This window comes from Arthrobacter cryoconiti (assembly GCF_020905375.1).
In the GTDB taxonomy this organism is placed as follows: Bacteria; Actinomycetota; Actinomycetes; order Actinomycetales; family Micrococcaceae; genus Specibacter; species Specibacter cryoconiti.
On sequence record NZ_JAJJBU010000021.1, the window covers coordinates 1 to 20,231 of the forward strand.

19 protein-coding genes are annotated in these 20,231 nt (G+C 58.4%); 12 read left to right on the forward strand and 7 right to left on the reverse strand.

Annotation, left to right across the window (positions count from 1 at the left end; translation table 11 throughout):
• Window positions 1–281: 281 nt before the first annotated feature.
• Entirely contained in the window at window positions 282–974 is a 693-nt protein-coding gene (locus LOH53_RS17015) for a DUF6318 family protein (protein WP_407651452.1), read from the forward strand.
• Between the two features lie 2 nt (window positions 975–976).
• A complete protein-coding gene (locus LOH53_RS11060) occupies window positions 977–1,864 on the forward strand; it encodes a PKD domain-containing protein (protein WP_230067804.1) in 888 nt (295 codons plus the stop codon).
• 20 nt (window positions 1,865–1,884) lie between these two features.
• Here LOH53_RS11060 and LOH53_RS11065 read toward each other — a convergent pair whose 3' ends face one another.
• Entirely contained in the window at window positions 1,885–3,432 is a 1,548-nt protein-coding gene (locus tag LOH53_RS11065; RefSeq protein ID WP_230067805.1) for a M20/M25/M40 family metallo-hydrolase, read from the reverse strand.
• Between the two features lie 186 nt (window positions 3,433–3,618).
• On the opposite strand from LOH53_RS11065, the gene LOH53_RS11070 reads away from it, so the two are divergent.
• The 8 genes from LOH53_RS11070 (at window position 3,619) to LOH53_RS11105 (ending at window position 10,726) form a co-directional block, all read left to right on the forward strand.
• Window positions 3,619–4,401 (forward strand): HAD family hydrolase, encoded by a 783-nt coding sequence (locus LOH53_RS11070; RefSeq protein WP_230067806.1) that lies wholly within the window; start codon window positions 3,619–3,621, stop codon window positions 4,399–4,401.
• Window positions 4,398–5,423 carry a phosphate/phosphite/phosphonate ABC transporter substrate-binding protein gene (gene phnD, locus LOH53_RS11075; RefSeq protein WP_230067807.1) on the forward strand — a complete coding sequence of 342 codons (1,026 nt, stop codon included), beginning with the start codon at window positions 4,398–4,400 and terminating at the stop codon, window positions 5,421–5,423. Before LOH53_RS11070 ends, phnD begins: the two co-directional genes overlap by 4 nt.
• A 22-nt stretch (window positions 5,424–5,445) precedes the next feature.
• Window positions 5,446–6,339, forward strand: a complete 894-nt coding sequence (gene phnC, locus LOH53_RS11080; RefSeq protein WP_230067808.1) for a phosphonate ABC transporter ATP-binding protein — start codon at window positions 5,446–5,448, stop codon at window positions 6,337–6,339.
• Window positions 6,336–7,163 carry a phosphonate ABC transporter, permease protein PhnE gene (phnE, locus tag LOH53_RS11085; RefSeq protein WP_230067809.1) on the forward strand — a complete coding sequence of 276 codons (828 nt, stop codon included), beginning with the start codon at window positions 6,336–6,338 and terminating at the stop codon, window positions 7,161–7,163. The genes phnC and phnE (LOH53_RS11085) overlap by 4 nt, the downstream gene beginning before the upstream one ends.
• A 1-nt stretch (window position 7,164) precedes the next feature.
• Window positions 7,165–8,004 (forward strand): phosphonate ABC transporter, permease protein PhnE, encoded by an 840-nt coding sequence (phnE, locus tag LOH53_RS11090; RefSeq protein WP_376991338.1) that lies wholly within the window; start codon window positions 7,165–7,167, stop codon window positions 8,002–8,004.
• The gene (locus tag LOH53_RS11095; RefSeq protein ID WP_230067810.1) at window positions 8,001–9,059 is read left to right on the forward strand and encodes a metallophosphoesterase; all 1,059 of its coding nucleotides are present in this window, start codon (window positions 8,001–8,003) and stop codon (window positions 9,057–9,059) included. Before phnE (LOH53_RS11090) ends, LOH53_RS11095 begins: the two co-directional genes overlap by 4 nt.
• Entirely contained in the window at window positions 9,056–9,910 is an 855-nt protein-coding gene (locus LOH53_RS11100; RefSeq protein WP_230067811.1) for a MurR/RpiR family transcriptional regulator, read from the forward strand. The genes LOH53_RS11095 and LOH53_RS11100 overlap by 4 nt, the downstream gene beginning before the upstream one ends.
• Before the next feature lie 288 nt (window positions 9,911–10,198).
• Complete coding sequence (locus tag LOH53_RS11105) at window positions 10,199–10,726, forward strand: GtrA family protein (RefSeq protein WP_230067812.1); 528 nt, start codon at window positions 10,199–10,201, stop codon at window positions 10,724–10,726.
• Window positions 10,727–10,849: 123 nt separating this feature from the next.
• On the opposite strand, the gene LOH53_RS11110 is transcribed toward LOH53_RS11105, so the two are convergent.
• The 5 genes from LOH53_RS11110 to LOH53_RS11130 form a co-directional block, all read right to left on the reverse strand.
• Window positions 10,850–12,010: a cysteine desulfurase family protein gene (locus LOH53_RS11110; protein ID WP_230067813.1), complete on the reverse strand. Its 1,161-nt coding sequence runs from the start codon at window positions 12,008–12,010 to the stop codon at window positions 10,850–10,852.
• A 4-nt stretch (window positions 12,011–12,014) separates the two neighbouring features.
• Window positions 12,015–12,926, reverse strand: coding sequence for a carboxylating nicotinate-nucleotide diphosphorylase (gene nadC, locus LOH53_RS11115; protein ID WP_230067814.1), 912 nt, complete (start codon window positions 12,924–12,926; stop codon window positions 12,015–12,017).
• Window positions 12,923–14,680, reverse strand: coding sequence for an L-aspartate oxidase (locus tag LOH53_RS11120; protein WP_230067815.1), 1,758 nt, complete (start codon window positions 14,678–14,680; stop codon window positions 12,923–12,925). The genes nadC and LOH53_RS11120 overlap by 4 nt, the downstream gene beginning before the upstream one ends.
• On the reverse strand, window positions 14,677–16,035 hold the full coding sequence (gene nadA / locus LOH53_RS11125; RefSeq protein ID WP_230067816.1) for a quinolinate synthase NadA: 1,359 nt from the start codon (window positions 16,033–16,035) through the stop codon (window positions 14,677–14,679). The genes LOH53_RS11120 and nadA overlap by 4 nt, the downstream gene beginning before the upstream one ends.
• Before the next feature lie 141 nt (window positions 16,036–16,176).
• A complete protein-coding gene (locus LOH53_RS11130; protein ID WP_230067817.1) occupies window positions 16,177–16,845 on the reverse strand; it encodes an NUDIX hydrolase in 669 nt (222 codons plus the stop codon).
• A gap of 401 nt (window positions 16,846–17,246) precedes the next feature.
• Here LOH53_RS11130 and LOH53_RS11135 point away from each other — a divergent pair, with 401 nt between their 5' ends.
• Both LOH53_RS11135 and LOH53_RS11140 read left to right on the forward strand, forming a co-directional pair.
• A complete protein-coding gene (locus LOH53_RS11135) occupies window positions 17,247–18,065 on the forward strand; it encodes an alpha/beta fold hydrolase (RefSeq protein WP_230067818.1) in 819 nt (272 codons plus the stop codon).
• A 4-nt stretch (window positions 18,066–18,069) separates the two neighbouring features.
• Window positions 18,070–18,726: a phosphoribosylanthranilate isomerase gene (locus LOH53_RS11140; protein ID WP_230067819.1), complete on the forward strand. Its 657-nt coding sequence runs from the start codon at window positions 18,070–18,072 to the stop codon at window positions 18,724–18,726.
• A gap of 107 nt (window positions 18,727–18,833) precedes the next feature.
• Here LOH53_RS11140 and LOH53_RS11145 read toward each other — a convergent pair whose 3' ends face one another.
• The gene (locus LOH53_RS11145; RefSeq protein WP_230067820.1) at window positions 18,834–20,171 is read right to left on the reverse strand and encodes an MFS transporter; all 1,338 of its coding nucleotides are present in this window, start codon (window positions 20,169–20,171) and stop codon (window positions 18,834–18,836) included.
• Window positions 20,172–20,231 lie beyond the last annotated feature (60 nt).

Consider the following 20,231-nt stretch of genomic DNA (forward strand, 5'->3'; position numbering starts at 1 on the left):
CAACCACAAAACAACCACTTACCCACCCCAAAAAACGAAGACCAAGGCGCAACAAATCATGCTTCCAGGCTTCGCTCCTAGTACAACGGAAAGTAGAGCGGATGCGCATGTTCTTGTAACCATGGGCACGCGGCCAGCTTTTCCGCCCCGAATGATGAGTTGCCGATTGATTGTGGATAACTTCTGGCAAGCCTTACGGTTTTGGGTTAGTTTGTTGTGTAGCTGCAATGGGAGCTCTTGTACCACAGGACTCTTGGCTAATTCTGCACTCGGGGGCGTCAATGAAGACTAAAACCTGGATCAATCACTCTAACCAGCCGGCCCGGCCAGCCAGATGGCGATCGCCCCGCGCCGGGGTGGTTACCGCGCTCATCACCATTTTGGTCATCTCAGGTTGCGGTTCCCCAGACAGCCCACCTAATATTCCAACATCTTCGGCTACCAATACATCGCATGCGGCAGGACAAACACCGCAAACTAGCGCATCGCCGTCTGCCGCGTACCAGCCAGCCACTGCAAACGGCCCAGCCCTAAACGTGCCAGTCCCTGTTCTTCCGGACGCCGCCAAAGAGTTCTCTAAAGCCGGTCTCGAAGAATTTGCTCGATATTGGTACTCCACCCTGACTTATGCATACGAAACCGGTGACTCTGGACCAATGATGGCAATTACGGACCCAGCTTGCATGTCTTGCGAGAAGGTCAAAAAAACTGTGTCAAGCGCGTATGCAAATGGCGGGTGGCTGGTCGGGGGCCAGATGACCGTCCATTCATCAACCAGTAACTTTCAAGATGCAACTGCCGGCACTTACCAAGCTATTGTGACAATTCAGCAAAAGGCAGTTAGTTCCTATACAGCCAAAGGGAGCCTTGAAGAAAGTCTCACAGCGAAGATTGCACGTCCCGACATCATTGTCGCCACTTACCAAGAAAACCATTGGACAGCCCAAACCGCTGAACATCTAACTAAGAACTGACAATGGCCAGCCTGATTGCACTCATGACATCCACGCTGGTGGTCTTCTCCGGCACTCTGCTCCCCATTTCCATAGGGGCGTTTATTCAAGCCAGTTTGGAGGACTGGGACAACGATGGGGTAGTCTCCCAAGACTGGGCGGAATCCGCAGACCACAACTGGGGCCATCAACCGGCGGTAACCGAAGACAATCCATTCATATATAGATACCAAGCGGCATGCGCCGAGACCACCCCAGGGAAGCCCATTAGTTGTGGTGTCGGCGAACAGGTGTGCACAGAGGCAGAGGGCGGAAAGCTAGTTGACTGGTATAGGTCCCTCAAGCCTCCCAGCCCAGTCCAATGGACCCTAATTTCTAGAGCTACATGCATCTACAGCGAAAAGCCCATCGATATCCTCGCTGAGATTGCGGCCCAAATCAGCCACGAATTTCAAAAATCACCGGTTCAGGCAGCTACCGTGGGGTCCCAGCCAGGACCTCACACGTTGCGCGGAAACGAAACCAACTTTTACGCCGACGCGGCGGAACAAGAATTCAATATCATTTTGCTGGGCCAAAAAGTCCACATCACGGCTACTCCAGTTGCTTACACATGGGACTATGGCGACGGCAACTCGTGGGGGCCTAGTTCCAGTTCCGGGTTCCCGCTTCCCGATGACCGAGTTGGCGAGCAAACTAACACCAGCCACGTCTATATCGCCACTGGCAAATATGCCATCGCGGTGACGACTCATTTCAACGGCTCATATAGCGTCAACGGCGGACCCACCCTCCCCATACCTGAGCAAGGGCACATCGCCTCGGGCCCTCTCGGTTTAACGGTTTGGCGCGCAATCACTCGCAACTATGCGGACGATTGCAACACCAACCCCGCCGGCGAAGGCTGCTGAACAACCTTGGTGCGATTCAATCACCCGACATTTTGAATGAGCTTGCGATAGAACACCACACCCGCGCCAAGAGACGCGATTCTGACTTTCTCGTTGACAGCGTGCAAGCTGGCACGGTCTGATTCATCCATTAGCAGCGGAGAGAATCGGTAGACCGCGGGACAGATGTCCGTGAAGTTGCGAGAGTCGGTCGCGCCGGTCTGCACATACGGCATGACGACGGCCTGTGGATACGCAGCGGCCACACATTTACTCAACAGCGCAAACTGTTCATTATCCGTTGGAGAGACCGGCGAAGGGTTGTGCCCGCCCCGGACAAGCAGCTCAATATCGGGATCGTCGATAATCCGACGAACCCGCTCCACCACAGTATCCACCGTCTCTCCTACCGCAATTCGGATATTGGCATTGGCACGTGCTGAGGAAGCAAGCACATTGGACGCTTTGCTGCCCTCGAGCATGGTGAAAGCCACTGTGGTCCGAGTCAGCGCACGAGTTTCGTCGCCCACCCAAGCAAATGCCCGCGTCAGCAAGGGTTTGAACGCCCACATATTGGCTGTAATGAGGCGCATTCCAAAACTGCTGTGGCTACCAATCCGACGCATCATTTCCACAATCGGATCTGGCATGGATGACGGAAAGGGCGTCCGCTCGAGTGCCATAATGGCCCGCGCCAGCCTGGCGGTTGCACCCATTCGCGGAGGCGTCGAGGCGTGGCCTCCAGCACCCCGAGCAAGCAATTCAAGGTCAAGAATGCCCTTCTCAGACACACCTATCACGGCCGCAGGCGCAGTGAGTCCCGGGAACGCGTTCACGGCAACAGCGCCACCCTCATCCAGGACAAACCACGGGCGCACAACGCGAGAACGCAAAGTTTCAGCCGCAACCATCGCGCTGTCCCCAGCGCTTTCTTCATTATTTCCGAAGGATAAGTAAATATCCGACGCCGGCGCAAACCCCTGCGCCAACAAAGACTCCACAGCCGCCAAAATAACGACCATGGCACCCTTGTCATCAAGCGCCCCCCGCCCCCAGACGTACGTGCCATCTTGATACCCGGAGAAACCCGGATGGGTCCAATCATCGCGCTCATCTACAGGAACTACGTCGTAATGCGCCATCAACACCACGGCCTTCAAAGCAGCATCCGGCTCGGTACCAGACCACTTATATAACAGTGCGTGACCGTTGACAGGCTCACGCCCCAAAGTGGCATGGACGCCCGGGTACAGCCTTTCCAGAGCCTCGATATACCCCGTAAATTCCTCTAACTCAATCACGTCGCGTTGCTCAGCGAAGACCGTCCGAAAACGAATAAGTTCACTCAGCTGGTCAGCGGCGCTCTGGGCAAATTCTGCCCCACAAGGCTTCTGCCCCTGCTCAACGCCGGATGTCCCGGCCTGACCAGCACCGGATGTCCCGGCCAGCTCGACGGCGGACTCACGGGCTGTAGTTGCAGCACCTGAGCTGAATGCTCTGACTCCCATGACGGCGGCAGTTCCAGTTACTCCCGCTGCCAACACCAAGGCGGCGGCCCGATTCAATGACTTTGCAGATCCTGTAGGCATGGACGGAGTCTATGCCACGTACATGCAACGCAGCTGAGTGCACCTAGCTCACTCCCACAGCAACCACCCGGGACAAAAGGACAGACGCAAGACCCGGCAACCCAGTCAGGTGAACATGACATGAACAAATGTTTCATAATCTGAATTTCTATGGACAGTCGGTTCATGGGCCTTTACGCTTTCAGAGTGAACACTTTTTCTCTCCTGGACACGGTTGCCAAACAACCGCTCCCCCTACTCATTTTGGACTTTGACGGCACGGTTTGCTTAGGGGATGGCCCAGTTCTGGCCTACGCCGACGCTGCAGCGACATTCCTTCCCGAATCCGCACGCCAAGAACTAAAGGACGCGGTGGATGCATTTCTCAGCCACGATCCTGAAGCGGCCGCCTACAAGGACGGCTACGCAGCCGTTGCGGCCTTGGCTGGCACACGCGTGAGCCATGAACAACTGGACTGGGCGTATGCAGAAAGCCGAAGGCGGCTTGCAAGCGGAGAAGTGGAAATCTCCACGGCTCCTGGGCTTGCAAGTTTTCTCGAGTCGCTCTCTGGCAAAGTCCTGCGGGTTCTTCTCACGAATGCGCCCGTCATCGGTGTCCATGAGAGCCTCACCAAGCTCGGGCTCGCCGACGTCGTCGACGCCGTCGTTCCCGAGGCAGGGAAACCTGAGAACTTCACTCCGCTCCTCACCACCTTGCTTGCACACCGGGCTCCGTACGAGTTGATGAGTGTTGGCGATGTTTGGCTCAACGACATCGAACCGGCACTGCGGGCCGGCTGTGCAACAGCGTTCATCGACCGCTTTGAGCACCGGACCGGCGCGGCAAATCTAAGTGCAACGCATTTTGAACTGCTGTATCCCGGCATCACAGCGTGGGCATCCCACCCGGAAAAGTTTTCCACCGTCCACCCGAGTTCAACCAACCATCCCGATAATGCTGCACCCCTCCCAGAAAAGGCACAACTGTGATTTCCACTCGATTTAAGCTCCCTGCCCTGGCCGCACTGGCCCTTGCTGGGTCGATGGTGCTTTCCTCCTGCGGCGTTAGCCAGGAGTCCGCGGATTCAGCAAGCGGTGGCGCTGACGCACCGGCCGTCTGCACCGGTTCCGGTGACACCGGCGCCGCCGCACCCACCAAGCTCACTCTGGCGCTAGTTCCTTCAGGCGATTCCAAGAAGCTCGTGGAAACCGTCAAACCGCTCGAAGCAGCTCTCACGTCTAGACTCGGAATCCCCGTTACTGGCGTCATTACCGCTGACTACCAAGCCGCAGTGGAGGCCATTGGCGCCAACCAAGCACAGATCGGCATGCTCCCGTCCCTGCAAATGAGCCAGGCCTGTGACAAATACGCCGCGGTTCCGGCACTCCAGACGGTTCGCAAGAAGAAGACCAGCTATGCCGCGCAGATGTTTACCAACAATCCTGACAAGTACTGCACCGACAAGCCGGCTCCCGGCCCCAACGGAATGCTCTACTGCAATGGAACGGCATCCGGCAATGGTCCTGCCGGACTGGATTCGGTCGCTAAAATCAAGGGCGCCACAGTCTCCATGCTCTCACCCGCATCACCGGCAGGCTATATCTTCCCCGTCGCAGCAATGAAGAAAGCCGGTGTCAGCGTCGACGACGTCTCCGCCATCAAAGTCACCGCAAATGACGCCTCAGTACTGGCTGTTTACAAGGGCGACGCCGAAGTTGGCTTCAGCTACTGGGACGCCCGTGAAGTGGTCAAGTCAGACACTCCGGATGTCGGCAGCAAAGTCGTGGTCTTCGCCCTGACGGACGAGGTCCCCAACGACGGTATGTCCATTTCCAGCAAGCTCAGCCCGGACTGGCAGAAGAAGATCTCCGACGCCATGTTGGACTACTCCAAAACACCCGAAGGCATTAAGTCATTGACTGCGATCTACCAGATCACGGGTATGCAAGTTGCTGATCCTGCCAGCCTCAAGAAGACTCAAGCCGCCGCCCGCTCCATCGGCCTGGGCTAATCTAAGCCGCCCAGCAACAGAAATGAGAGCAATCGTGGACAGCACCGGGGCGGACATCCGCTTTGACGACGTATCAGTGACATACCCCAACGGCTTCACGGGCCTAAAGGGCATCAACCTCAGCATCCCAGCCGGGGAGATGGTCGGCATAGTGGGGCTCTCAGGAGCCGGAAAATCCACCTTGGTGCGCACTATAAATGGGCTTGTGCCCATCACCAGCGGCCGGATCAGCGTGGGTAACCACCAGCTGACCGGCCGCGGTGAGGCTCAGTTGCGAGGCCGTGATCTACGCGAATTGCGCTCCAACGTTGGCATGGTTTTTCAAAGCTTCAACTTGGCCAGACGCACCACTGTCATCAACAACGTCCTCATGGGCAGGCTTTACCATTCACCCGCCTGGCGGACATTACTGGGGGCCTGGAAGAACGACGACGTCGAACTCGCCATGAGTGCGCTGGAACGGGTAGAAATCGTACAAAAAGCCTACGAAAAGGCGTCAAGCCTTTCTGGCGGGCAGCAACAGCGTGTCGCGATCGCCCGCACCCTGGCCCAGCGACCCAAAGTCATCCTTGCCGATGAGCCAGTCGCTTCGTTGGACCCACCAACTTCACATGTGGTGATGCGGGATCTGCAGCGCATCAATGCCGAACTGGGCATCACGGTGGTGGTCAATCTCCACTTCTTAGACTTGGCTCGTCGCTATAGCGACCGGCTTATCGGTTTGCGCAGCGGTGAGGTTGTCTTTGATGGCCCGGGCGCCGACGCCGATGAGTCCGTATTTGAAAGTATCTACGGCCGTTCCTTGACCGCCGAGGATGTTCTGGACGCGAAGCCAGTTCTGGACACGGAAGTAGACCTCAACGCGGAAGTAGAGCTGGACGCAGTAGTAAAACGGGGCGCGGGATCCGAGCTATGAGTGCTGGAACGGCAGGGAAAACCGGGATACAGGTCTCCCCCGCTCACCCTGGACGGCCCGTCAAACCGCGCCATGGCGCTCAAGTGGGCGCCGCCGTCGTCGTACTGGCAGCAATTACCGTCTGGGCTGGTATTGGTGTGCAGATCAATATTGCCGCCATCTGGGAAAACTGGTCCAACGCCTCCGGAAACATCATCCAGTTGCTCCAGCCGGACTACGGCTTTTTTCCGAAAGTTATTCCGGCACTTGTAGAGACACTGCAAATGGCAGTGATCGCCACAGCGGTGGGATCCGCGCTGTCTCTGCCGCTGGCGTTTTTGGCGTCCCGTGCGACGAATCCGCGCCCGGGCCTGCTGCGCGCCACCCGCTTGGTCATGAACATTGTGCGCGCCGTTCCTGACATTTTGTACGCAGCGATTTTGGTTGCAGTGGTAGGCGTCGGTGCATTGTCAGGGGTCATGGCCTTGATCCTGTTCAACGTGGGAATCATCGTCAAGCTAGTTTCCGAAGCTCTCGACGGCGAGGATCCGGGCGCGTTGGAAGCCGCCTTGGCTGCCGGTGCCAGCTGGCCCAAGGCCAACCGTGCCGCCATGCTGCCGCAGATATTACCCAGCTTCGCCTCCCAGGTCCTCTACACTTTTGAACTGAACATCCGCGCGTCGACCGTGATCGGTCTGGTGGGCGCTGGCGGGTTGGGTATTTTGATCGATAACGTGCGCAGCTTCTTCCGCTACCACGAACTGTCCATGATCATCCTCTCCATCCTGGCGCTGGTCCTGGTCCTTGAGTCCGTTTCCTCAGCCCTACGCCGGAAGTTGGTGTGAGATGACTGAGTTGAAAACCCAACCACGTTTAGCCCCTGCGCGCCCAAAAAAGCCCACCTCCATGCTGCGCAACGCCCTCTGGCTCTTCGTAAGCCTGGTCATCGTCGCAGCGTTCTGGTCAGTGAAAATCAAGTGGTCCGCACTGGGCGATTTCCCCACTCAGCTCCTAAAATACATCGGACTCATGCTGGTACCGCCAGACTGGAGCAAATTTGGCGAGGCCTTTAGCGCCACGATCCTCTCAGTCCAGATGGCATGGATTGGAACCGTGCTCGGTATTGTCGTGTCGCTGCCATTGAGCTTTCTTGCCTCCCGTGGGCTCGCTCCAAGAGTGGTCAACGCACCTCTGCGCCTAATCTTCGCCGTGATCCGGGCTGTCCCGGAAGTTGTTATCGCCATTCTTATACTCTCCGTGACGGGTCTGACACCGTTCACAGGTGCTCTGGCTCTCGCCGTCGGTTCCGTGGGAACTCTCGGCAAATGGGGGTACGAGGCCTTCGAAGGGGTGGACGCCGGCCCCAAGGAAGCCGTCCGATCCACCGGTGGTAGCACTTTGGCGCTCATCCGCTGGGGTGTGTGGCCATCCGCCGCGCCAGACGTATTCTCCTTCTGGCTCTATCGCTTCGAAATCAACGTCAGAGCCTCAGCGATCCTCGGGCTGATCGGCGCCGGAGGTATCGGAAAGATGCTTCAGGACAACGTCCAGTTCCGCAATTGGGACGCGGTGGGTATGCTCTTGATCGTGGTCATTGCGGTCACCATGGGCATCGATCAACTCTCAGGAGCCGTACGTAACCGGCTCATCCATGGCTACTGGCGAATCCCAAAGGCGGCTAGATGACCTTGCGTATTCTGCACCTCAGCGATTCCCATCTCACCGGCGACGGCACAGCGCATCAGGGTGTGGTGGATACCGTGGCCGCGTATCGGCTGACGTTGGACGCGTTTGAAAACGCAGGCCCGCTAGACCTTGTGGTGCTCTCAGGTGATGCGTCCGACGACGGGTCCCCGGCTTCGTACCGGACCCTCTTGAAGCTGACGGGAGACTTTGCGGCACGGCACGGCGTCGTGGCGCTCTACGCTATGGGCAACCATGATGAGCGGGCAGGTTTTCGCGAAGTTTTAGCGAACGGTCATCCCGGACTACGACAGCCAAGCGAGGAAGGCCCCATCACTGGCGCGAGCATGGTGGCTGGGTATCGCGTGGTGACGTTGGATAGCTCAGTGCCTGGGCACACTCATGGCTTTCTGGATGCTTCGCAACTTCACTGGCTCCGCGCCCAGCTGGCAACCAACTCGCCCAAGGGAAGCATAGTGATCGTCCACCACCCTCCCGTGCCACCTGTGACGCGCCTACACCACGGCATAGAACTACAGAACCCCGACGATCTTGCAAAGGCTCTGGAAAATACCGACGTGGTGGCCATTTTGAGTGGACATTACCACCATCCGATGACTGACTCTCTTCGAACTGCAAGCGGCCTGGTGCCAGTCGTCGTTACTGGTGGGATAGTCAATTCCAATGACGTCCTTGCCGCTCCTGGCCATGAACGTGCCACGGCCGGAAGTGGGGGAACACTTATCACTATCTCCGCAGATCCTGGCGGAGGTACCAGCAGAGATCCCGGCAAAATTCCTGGCACGGGCATCGGCGGAAATCAAAGCACTGTCCGCGTCCTGCCGGTACGAATACCGCTGCCAGCGGAGGTGGCACCCGAACAGGTTTTTGATCTGGATCCTGATACCGTCGCTTCGATTTCGCAACGCATCGCCGCTCCGGCGTACGCACAGAGAACCAAGAACACCACTGCCCAAAGCTCCCTCCGCCAGCCGACCACCGACTCATCAGCCGAGCCTGAATCGACGGATCCCAGAAGGACCAGGACCCACCCGTGACCACCCACCCCCCGGGCCAAGTACTGGCCCACATACGTTCCGTGCAACCGTCGCTTCTGCCCGCCGAACAAGCTGTGGCCGCTGCGCTTTTGGAGCACGCAGAACAAATTGTGGAACTCTCTTCCCAGCAGCTTGCCGAGCTTTCTGGGGCCTCTCGCGCCACGGTTGTGCGGACGTGCCAAAGTTTGGGTTACTCCGGATACCAACAACTGCGCGTTTTACTGGCCCGCGACGCGGGCTACGCTGAACCGCTAACCAAACCAGCCGCCGTCGGACCCGCCGGCATGGTGGCAGACACCTTCGCCCAGGTTGGCCGCGCAGTCACAGCCATGACGGCACTCCTAGACGAAGACGCCGTGGTCGGGACCGTCAAGGCCGCAGCCATCGCGAGACACATGTTGGTCGTGGGTAATGGGCTCTCCGCACCGCTAGCCCAGGACATGGCTGCTCGACTCAGTGCCATCGGCCGGCCGGCACAAGCCCCGTTAGACGTCATTGGCCAACAAATCGCCGCACGCCTATTGGGACCCGGCGACGTTCTGCTCATCATCAGCGGCAGCGGCGCTAACAGTTCAACGCTGCGCGTTGCCCAGGCCGCCCTCGACGCCGGTGCACTCCTGGCCGTGATCACTGCCTTTACCCGGTCTCCGCTGGCCGTGATGGCGCATCATTCTCTCGTAGTTGGCATGGGCGAACTCAGCTTTCGTGACGAAGTCACCGTCACTACGCGTATTCCGCAGACCATCCTGATGGAAGGCCTGATCGCTGCCCTGACGGAGGAACTGGGCGAAAAAGCCGCGCAGGCCAAAGCGTTGGCACTTGAAGTCATCAGCGCCAATTTGGATGAATAGGACCTCAGCTAGCAGTTTGCGAGGGGGCGTTCTTTTCACGCAACGACGGCACGTGAATGTGAGGCAGCAGCGAGCTATAAAAACGTGTGCATAGTAGTTCTGAGCTTCACCATCCGCCACGCTGGTGGCGTTGGCAGCGCTGGTGGCGTTGGCAGCACTGGGGACTGCGCAACGCCGTCGCCTCCGTCAAATGTCCTGGACACAAATGATCTGGACGGAAGAATTCACAGCTTCCACACATTCGCCGTTTTGGGTAGCCGCTGGTAAAGATGACAGTATTAGTTACTAATGGCAACTACAACTTCCCCGGAACCAAATGCTCTGGTCCCAGTGCCCGGCACTGGAACCCATAGGGTTGTGCCCACCGCGTTGTCGAGGCTTTTGCACCGCTATCCCGTCTTATTCGCCCAGTTGCGCGGATTTGGCGTAGTCGCCGTCATTTGCACGGTGGTGTCCGTGATTATTTTTGCAGCTCTTCGCCCTTCTACTGGAACACAGTGGGCCAACGCAATTTCGCTAATCTTGTGCTCGGTACTCAATACAGAACTAAACCGACGGATCAGCTTTGGTGTGCAGGGGATGCACTTTTGGTGGCGTGACCAGCGTCGTGGTCTGTGGATCATGCTGCTCGCTCTGGCTATGACAAGCGGCAGTCTTTGGGTGCTCCACGAAGTACGGCCGGATGCATCGATCGCTGCAGAACTTATAGTGATTATCTTCGGCAACGTAACCTCTGCCGTCACCCGTTTCTTGCTGCTCCGATACTGGATCTTCCGCAGGCTCCGGAAGAATTCCTCCTCAATTTTGGAGCACTGACCGCCTTCAGCGCTCTAGCGCCAGAACAAGGACACCAATGAACGCAACGTTCACATCCGCCAGGCGGTACAGCGTTGCTAACGGTGGGTCTAACTGCGCATCCCCACTAACTGTGCATTCTCTCTAACTGCGCAGACGCTGGACCCGCCTGACTGCCGCCGCAAGTTCATCACAGGCCTTCTCGAGCGTTTCAGACATGATGTCCGCGCCGAAGCTAAAACGCAACGCCGTCTGCGCCACTGAACGCTCAATCCCCATCGCCGTCAGCACCATAGAAGGTTCATCTGAGCCCGCCGCACAGGCAGAACCTGAGGAACAGATGACGTCGTTGCGTTCTAGCTCCAACAGCACAGACTCACCGCTGGTGCCAGGGAAGCAAAAGGAGGCTACCGACGGCAGTCTCCGAGTACGGTGCCCGGTCAGCAGCGCTCCTGGCACCCGGTCAAGAACCTGGGCAATGAACATCTCCCGAACTGTCTCGGCGTGTTGAACGCGTGCCTGCCTATCTGCGTCCACGAGACCAAGCGCCGTCGCCAGGGCAATGGCGAATGCCACATTTTCAGTACCCGAGCGCAGCCCCCGCTCTTGCCCGCCACCGTGGACGAGCGGTTCGCATTGCACCCCACCTCGCAGATACAGCAACCCCACCCCTTTAGGTGCACCGATCTTGTGACCGGACAGGGCCAGCGAATCAACACCTAGCTCATACACGGCAAGATCCAGCCAACCGGCGCCCTGGACGGCATCGGTGTGAAAGGGAACTGCCGCGGAGGTAGCGATATGTGCCAGGACAGAAATATCCTGCACTGTTCCCACCTCGTTATTGGCGTACATAACTGCCGCGAGGGCCACGTCAGTGCCAGCCCCCAACACGGAGGCAAACACCGCTGGGTCAACGGTGGCGTCCGGACCCACCGGCACCACCTCCACCACGAAACCGTGGACTCGAGCCAGATACTCTACCGATTCAAAGACGGCGGGGTGTTCAATGGAACTGATGACGATGCGGTTCCTGCGGGAGTTCGATGCCCGGCGTGCCAAGGCGATCCCTTTCACCGCAAGATTGTTCGCCTCCGTGCCACCTGAAGTGAACGTTAGTTCCTCCGGCTGGCAGCCCAGCACCTCCGCAGCCTCCCTACGCGCACCTGCGAGCGCCTCGGCAGCAGCTTCGCCTAGCCCATGGTGGCTCGACGGATTACCAAATTGGTTGGTCAAAAACGGGAACATCGCCTCGATGACCTCGCGGCGAACGGGTGTGGTGGCTGCGGCATCAAGGTAGATCATTGAACTAGGATTCGATGACAATGTCTAGGCCCAAATCCAGGGCACAGACGCTGTGAGTAAGCGCGCCGACCGAAATGATGTCCACGCCGGTGCGCGCAATGTCTGCGATCGTAGCTAAGTTCACGTTGCCGCTAGCCTCCACCAGTGCGCGGCCACTGATCAACTTCACACCCTCCACTAGCTCGGCGTTGGTAAAGTTATCAAGCATGATGGTGTCAACTCCGGCAGCCAGCACCGGCTCAATCTGCTCAATTGAATCCACTTCCACTTCGAAGTGAACGGTGTGCGGCAACTGGGCACGGACGCCTGCGAGCGCCTGCGTTAGTTTGCCCGCGTCTCCTCCCGTCAGCACTGCCAAGTGGTTGTCTTTTGCCAGGACGGCATCCGAAAGCGAGAACCGGTGGTTGTGTCCACCACCGCACCGCACCGCATACCGCTCTAGGGCGCGCAATCCGGGTGTAGTTTTTCTGGTGTCTGTGACACGCGCTTTAGTACCTTCAGTGAGCCGAACATATTCAGCGGTTTGCGTGGCGATGGCACTCATGCGCTGGGTGAGGTTCAGGGCGATCCGTTCAGCGGTGAGAATGCCGCGCGCTAAGCCGCTGACCTGCATGATCTGGGTTCCGGCAGCGAACGATTGCCCATCCTCTCGCAGCTGAATCACTTCGGCGTCTGGATCCTGCATTCTCATGGCCGCTTTGAATACGTCCCCACCAGAGAAGATGCCTGGTTCGCGTGCCACAAGCCATGCTTTGGCTCTGGCCGTGACCGGTAGCAGGGTCGCTGAGGTGATGTCCCCGTAGGGTGCGTCCTCCACAAAGGCCGTTTTGAGGATATTTTCCACAATCGCCCAAGGAAGGGTTGGCAACACCACGGCTGTGTTGTGGAATGGCTGGAGAGGTTCGACGACGTTCATACGGTTTCGCTTTCAAGGACGGGAAGGCTGGTGGTGACGTGGGCGGGATACCCGCAGCTATAGATGGAGTGCGCCGGAGAGGACCGCCCAGGAGCTGGCGCTTGCGGGAAATCACTGCGGTAGTGCGCTCCGACGGAGTTTTTCCGGCTCAAGGCCGCGTGCACCATCAGCCACGCGGCGACCAGCAGGTTCTCCAGCTCAGCCGTATCCTGCTTGGATGCACTGGACTCTGTTAGCCGTTGTTCTCTGCTCGCGTTGTGCCAGGTCTCAATTTCGTCAAGGGCATTCTGCAAGGAAACCGCATCACGCACAGAGCCGACGCAGGAATCCATGAGTCGCTGCAGGGCCTTCAATGATAGTGGCGCCGCGCTATCGCGCAAGGCCGTCTTAGCTGCTACTGCGCTGCTCGGTAGAGCACCCGCGCTCACACGCAAGATGTCACACGATTGGATGGGCCTGCAGTGACAGCTTCTTTCGTTATGGCCTATAGCACGAGATTCGGGCAGCGAGCGTGGGGTTGACTCGGCGACCCTAAGGAACTCCGCCACGGCACGGCGGCCAAACACCAGCCCCTCTAGAAGGGAGTTGGAAGCCAGTCGGTTGGCGCCATGTACGCCTGTGCACGCCACTTCACCCGCTGCGTACAAACCGGGTAAGGAAGTCCGGGCATGGCTGTCAGTAGCGATTCCACCCATCCAGTAATGCGCCGCCGGTGAGACAGGAAGCCATTGACGTCGCCAATCAAAGCCCAGTTCGCGCGTCCGAGCGTCAATCGTAGGGAACCGCCGGGCCAGGTACCCTGCACCATGGACCGACTCGACACCCGTTGCATCGAGGAAGACGCTCTCTCCTGCAGCCGCACCAATGCTGTTCAGATGGGCTGCGATGCTGCGCGAGACAATGTCTCTAGATGCTAGATCGCCGTCAGGATGGTAGCGGGGCATGAAACGCTCGCCGTGCCGATCCCGGAGCACCGCTCCAACACCGCGGACTGCTTCCGAGAGAAGAAAATTATCTCCTACCGCCAGCGCTGTGGGATGGAATTGATAGAATTCGGTATCCGCTAATTCCGCACCGGCGCGCCATGCCACCGCCACGCCGTCGGCCGTAGCCACCGACGGATTGGTAGTGAATTCGAATAGCTGGCCCGCTCCACCCGTTGCCAAGAGAACAGCATCACCAATGACTTTCTGCGGACCATTTTCGGTGCGCAGCGCAACTCCCACTACCCGCCCGTTCTCCACCATGAGATCACTCATAAATGCGTACTCCCGGATGTGAATAGTGCGTAGCGCGCCGGCGTCGCGGACGGCCCGAATCAGCCCGAACGCAATTCCAGCGCCCGTGGCGTCCCCACCAGAATGGAGAATGCGTGCGGCCGAGTGGGCCCCTTCTAGTCCCAGAGACCTTTGGCCGGTAGTCACATCCCTGTCAAAGGACACACCAAAACGCTCAAGAGCACTTATGTCCTCGCGCGCTTCGGTACACAGGATACGCACGGCCTCCGGGTCGCATTGCCCCGCGCCAGCCTTGAGCGTATCGGCAATATGAGCCTCGACGCTGTCGCCAGCGCTGGCACTCTCAGGCTCCAGAACTGCGCAGATACCGCCCTGAGCGAAGAATGTATTGCTTGAAACGAGTTCTCCCTTCGTCACTAGCGTCACCCGCAGCCCAGCCTCGGCAGCCAGCAAAGCGCTGTAGAGCCCGGCGATTCCGCTGCCCACCACAATGAGATGGGAATTGTGTGGGGTCATGCCTCGCGAGCCTTCCCAGATTGTCCAAACGGTACTTGATTCACGCCAGGTTTGGCTGCCAGCATCCGTTCCAAGGCCACCCTTGCATCAATGGCAATTTCCTCTGGGACGGTGATCTGATTGAGCACTTCACCGCGTAGTAAGCCTTCAAGAACCCAAGCAAGGTAACCGGGATGAATTCGGTACATTGTCGAACAAGGGCAGATGACCGGATCGAGGCAGAAGATGGTGTGCTGCGGATACTGCGCAGCAAGCCTGTTGACCATGTTGATCTCTGTACCGATTGCGAACGTACTTCCGTCTGGCGCACCCTGGACGGCTTTGAGGATGTAGTCCGTAGAGCCGGCCTCATCTGCTGCATCCACCACCTCCATGGGGCATTCCGGGTGGACGATCACTCGTACCCCGGGAAAATCCTGACGTGCCTGCTCGATCTGGGCGGGGGTGAACCGCTTATGGACCGAGCAGAAGCCCTGCCACAAGACCACCTTGGCATCGCCCATGGTTTCTGGACTGTTTCCCCCCAAGGGCATCCGAGGATTCCATAAGGGCATGTTCTCCAGCGAAATGCCCATGGCCTTAGCGGTATTGCGGCCCAAATGCTGGTCCGGGAAAAACAGCACCCGCTGACCTCGTTCGAAGGCCCATTCCAGGACCGTGGCCGCATTGGAAGACGTACAGACAATGCCGCCATGCTTGCCACAGAACGCTTTCAATGCAGCCGATGAATTCATATAAGTGACAGGAATGACAGGAACCCTCCCCTGCGCATCCGGGGAACTTCCATACAGGCCTTCCAGCTCAGCCCAGCAAGCCTCAACGGAGGGCAGATCCGCCATATCCGCCATGGAACAGCCGGCAGCCAAATTGGGAAGAATTACTTTTTGGTGGGCGCCGGAGAGCATATCTGCGGTCTCCGCCATGAAATGGACGCCACAGAAAACGATTGCCTCGGCCTTGGCCTTTGCTTTGGCGGCGTTCGCCAGCTGGAAGGAGTCGCCCACAAAGTCGGCGAATCGAACCACCTCATCGCGCTGATAAAAGTGGCCCAAGACCACCACCCGATCGCCCAGTTCTTCCTTGGCCGCCAGAATGCGTGCAAAGAGTTCTTCGTCGGGCGCATCCTTGTACTCCTGCGGAAGGACTCCCTGGCGAGGGATATCAGCTGGCGCCAGGTCAGCGTTCGAAGCACCGGGACCGTAACCGGGGACACCGGCTAGGGCTTCGGCGAGATCGAATTCCCATGGTCCTTTGGCGAGTTCATCGTCGCAGCTTTCCTGCGACCGGCCGGGCTTCCCCAGGGGAATTCCCTCACCGCGTGCGATGAGCGAGATCGTATTATTCACTGATGACATGGCGTGCTTCCTAGGGGTAAGTGGGTCAAAAGGTCAATGGAGAAGGTGGATACCTAGCGATTTCTGAGGCTCGGAAAGCAACAGAGCGGGAAGGCCATTTTGCGTTTTGTGCAGCAGGACAGGGATGCCGAGACTGGCACTTTATGCCACCGGAGAACCCGCGGAGGTGTCCCCGGTGTATCTATAGAGTCTTGGAGGTCTGTGCTTGCCACCTTGGAGGTACTCGTCGGTGGCCTTGATGTTGTCGGTTTGCTTGAGCTGGCGGCGGAAGTTGGCCGGATCCACTGTGCGATCCAATACTGCCTCGTACACTTCGCGCACCTGAGCCAGCGTGAATTTTTCTCCCAGGAGATGATAGGCGATGCTGCCGTACGCCATCTTGTTCCGCAGCCGCCAGAGCGCATACTCCACGATCTGTTGGTGATCGAAGGCCAGCTCGCCCATTCCGTCCGCACGGAACCACCGCACGTTCTCGGATTCTCGCGTCAGTTCAGCCTCATTTGGTTGCACCATGGCCCAATACACAATGGAAACAACCCGCTGACCAGGAGAACGGTGCAGACCGCCAAAGGCATACAACTGCTCGAGGTAGCTTGGCTCCAATCCCGTGGTCTCCGCCAAGTTCCGCCCAGCGGCATCCTGAAGTGATTCCGCCTGTGTCAGTGGGCCACCTGGCAGCGCCCACATCCCTTCAAAGGGTTCGCGAATACGCCGTACCAGCGGCAGCCAAAGCGTAGCTCGACCGCTAGCCGCGCTTGGCCGCAGTGCAAAGATGACGGTGGAGATGGCCAGGGCAGGCGGTTGAGCCAAACGTTCACTGACATTCGCGGCACTCGCAAACGGGGCTTGTATCAGGAGAATCCACTCATTTCATAAGTTAGAGTCAATGTGACTACAACTAAGTGTACGGTCTGGGGCTCGCTGAAACAAGTTATTAACCTCGTGACGCGACTAGCGGCACCCTTCTTGATCACCCTTGCTTTGAACGTCACCGCATTGATCGTGGCTGCATTGAACGTGACCGCATTGCAAACGACGACGAATGCCTGGCCATGTTCTGCGGCCGGCCGTGTGCGAACGCCCGTGTGCTGTGGATTGTGTCCTGTGTGCGATCTGCTCAATTACGCGCATGCCGTTCCCCGTTGGCCCCAGTTTTCGCTACTGTGGATGTACGACGGCGGCACGAGCCACCGCGGGAAAGGCCCCTGACCATGTCTGCTCACAGTCATCAACTCGACCCCGGAGCTTCCCACACCATCGAAGGCGCCAATGCCGGCTTGAACGTCGTTGTGTTTGAACCGGATTCACCGCTGGGTCTTCCGCCGATCTTGCTTATTCATGGCTTTGCCTCCTCCATTGATCTCAACTGGGTCAAAAGCGGCTGGATAAACGCACTGAACCGGGCCGGACGCAGAGTTCTGGCAGTAGATCTCCCCGGTCACGGCCAGTCCACATCGCCGTATGATCTTGATTCCTATACGCCGGGAAAAATTAGAGCAGACCTGCTGCAAGTACTTATCGACCAGGGAGTCCGGCCGCTTAAAAGCGAAATACCGAGCTCGGGCGTTGACATTATTGGCTACTCCCTTGGCGCGCGCTTGGCCTGGGAATTTGGCGCCACACAGCCAGAACTTGTCCGGCGCATGGTACTGGGAGGACCCAACCCCAAAGACCCTCTTGCCGACTTTGATCTGGTGGCGGCCCAGGACTTCCTCAACGACGGAACGCCCATTGCCGATGCCTCCACGGCTTGGCTACTCAATATGGCGACGCTGGTTGATTCCAATGACATCTTTGCCCTGCTGGCACTGATCCAAGCAGTTAAGCTGGAGCCTTTTGACCCAACGGATGCGGTGCCCAAAATGCCCATTCTTCTGGTGGCCGGAGAGAAAGATGAGAGAGCTGTGACAATGGGGCTCCTGGCGGAGCTCAGTGGGAATGCCCACCAGCATGTGGTGTCCGGAAGAACCCATGAAAACACTGTCACCTCACGGGAATTCAAAGACGCCGCAATCAAATTTTTGGCTTAGCCCAATGCCAAAAGAAGTCACGAGCGCCGATTTATACATCAAGATTTGCGGGCTGCAGACTGCCGCAACCGTGGCGGCCTGCGTCGACTCCGGCGTTGCGGCCGTGGGGTTTGTCTTTGCCCCCGGCAGCCCCCGAACGTTGACAGTTGAGCGTGCCATACGGCTAGCCGGCGAAGTCCCGGAGACTGTAGAGAGCGTAGGAGTGTTTCGCAATCAGCCCATCGATGACGTACTGGCAATATCAAACAGGGTGTCCCTCACAACCATTCAATTGCACGGCGGAGAATCCTTGACGGATATTCGTCGACTTCACCGCGAGGGTTTTCAAACTCTAAAGGCTTTCTCAGCGGTGGCCTATAACGCATTGTCACCCCAGGAAAAACTTGGCTGGGCAGCGGAACGAGTGCTGCTGGACGCCGTCGAACCCGGAGCAGGCGTCACCTTTGACGCCGCAACACTTAAAAGCGGAGCGCTGCCTACGTTCTGGTTGCTGGCCGGCGGACTAAAGTCGTCGAATGTGAGCGCTCTCCTCACCAGCTTGTTCCCTCGTGGCGTTGATGTCTCCAGTGGTGTGGAGTCCAGCCGCGGGGTCAAGGATCCACAGCTCATCCGGGACTTCATCCACGCAGCGCGCGGGGCAGTCCCCCACGGCGCACACTAGCGCGGCCGCTCTGGCTCGATTCAAGCTCCAGCTCGATTCAAGCTCTAGCTCGATCGAATCCCTGACGTTAAGCACTTCCAAATTTCTGACTTATCGAATGAGCGTAGCTACGCCCTCCTGCGGCGCAGGACCACAGCGCTCACAAGCCCCAGAAGCGCTAGAGCACTCGCTGCCGAAACCGGCACAAGGAACGCGGCATGGTAACCCTGAGTTTGAGCCAATTGGCCAGAAATGGACGCACCCAGCGCCGTCCCTGCCACAATCCCGCTTGCCAACGCCGTCATCACCGTTCCCATCCACTGTGGCGGCGCCACCATCGAACCCACACTGAAGATCGTGACCATGGTGGGTCCAACAGGGATTCCCACCAGAAGTAGAACAATCGCCATGGAGCCCAGGGAGTCAGGGAGCAAGAAAGCACCAGCTCCTAGACTCATAAGTGTGGAGGTCAGCACCCAACGCCACGCATGCTTGAACTTTGCCGGCCAATACGCCACAGACAACGCCGCAATCGCGGAACTGGAACCCATGATCGCGTACATAAGGCCACCCTGATCCACAGAACCATAGACGCCTGTGAAAGCAGTCAGCGCGGTCTGCGAGGAACCGAAAAAGGTGCCCATCAGCAGCATGCCCATCACTGGTAAAGCTACTTTGAACCAGTTGACGGTTTCCTTGGCGACGTATCCGGCATTGGCCGTAGTACTGCTTACGCCACGGGCAGCGGCGGCATGATGGGTGGGATGGATGGCGAAAAGTGAAACCAAGACCGCCGTCATGGACGCAGCCAAGACCAGCGGCAACCACGGCGCCACGAAGGAAGCGAGCAGCCCCACCAATGCCGGGCCCATGACGAAGGTGACCTCGTCTGCGGTCCCCTCCATTGACATCGCCGTGTCCACTAAAGGGCCTTGTTGGGACGCGGGAGCCTTTTTGATCAAGGCCATCCATCGCACTCGAGATAATGGCCCGACTTGCGGCGAGGTGGCACCGGCAAAGAATGTCGTAGCCAACACGGCCAGCGTGGCACCCCCGTCAAAGCTACTCAAGCTGTAAACCAGCACCACGATGCCGGCCACCGCCAACGCGTTCACGACGGCCGCCACCAGCAGCACACGCTTTTGCCCCAGTTGATCCGCAAGATATCCCAGCAGGGGCGCACCAACGGCAGCACCCACACCCACTGCCCCAGCGGCAAAACCGCCGATGGCATAGGAATCGCTCATGGATGTCACCAGCGTCAATACACCAATGGTGAGCATGGCCAGTGGGACGCGAGCAAAAAGCCCCAAAGGGATGTAGGAATTTCCAGCTAGCCGCGGCAGCATTCCGTAACGTCCCGGTTGCTTTTGCGCGCCAGGGTCCTTGGGCGGATCCGTCGGGAGGTTGGAGGCAGTTGTGGGGTCCACAGGGACGCCGGGGGCCGGGGAAGGTAAAAGTGTCATTGATATCCGGTCAGCACAAATCGATGTGCGCCGTCCCAGCCACCCGACGCACTCAACCCA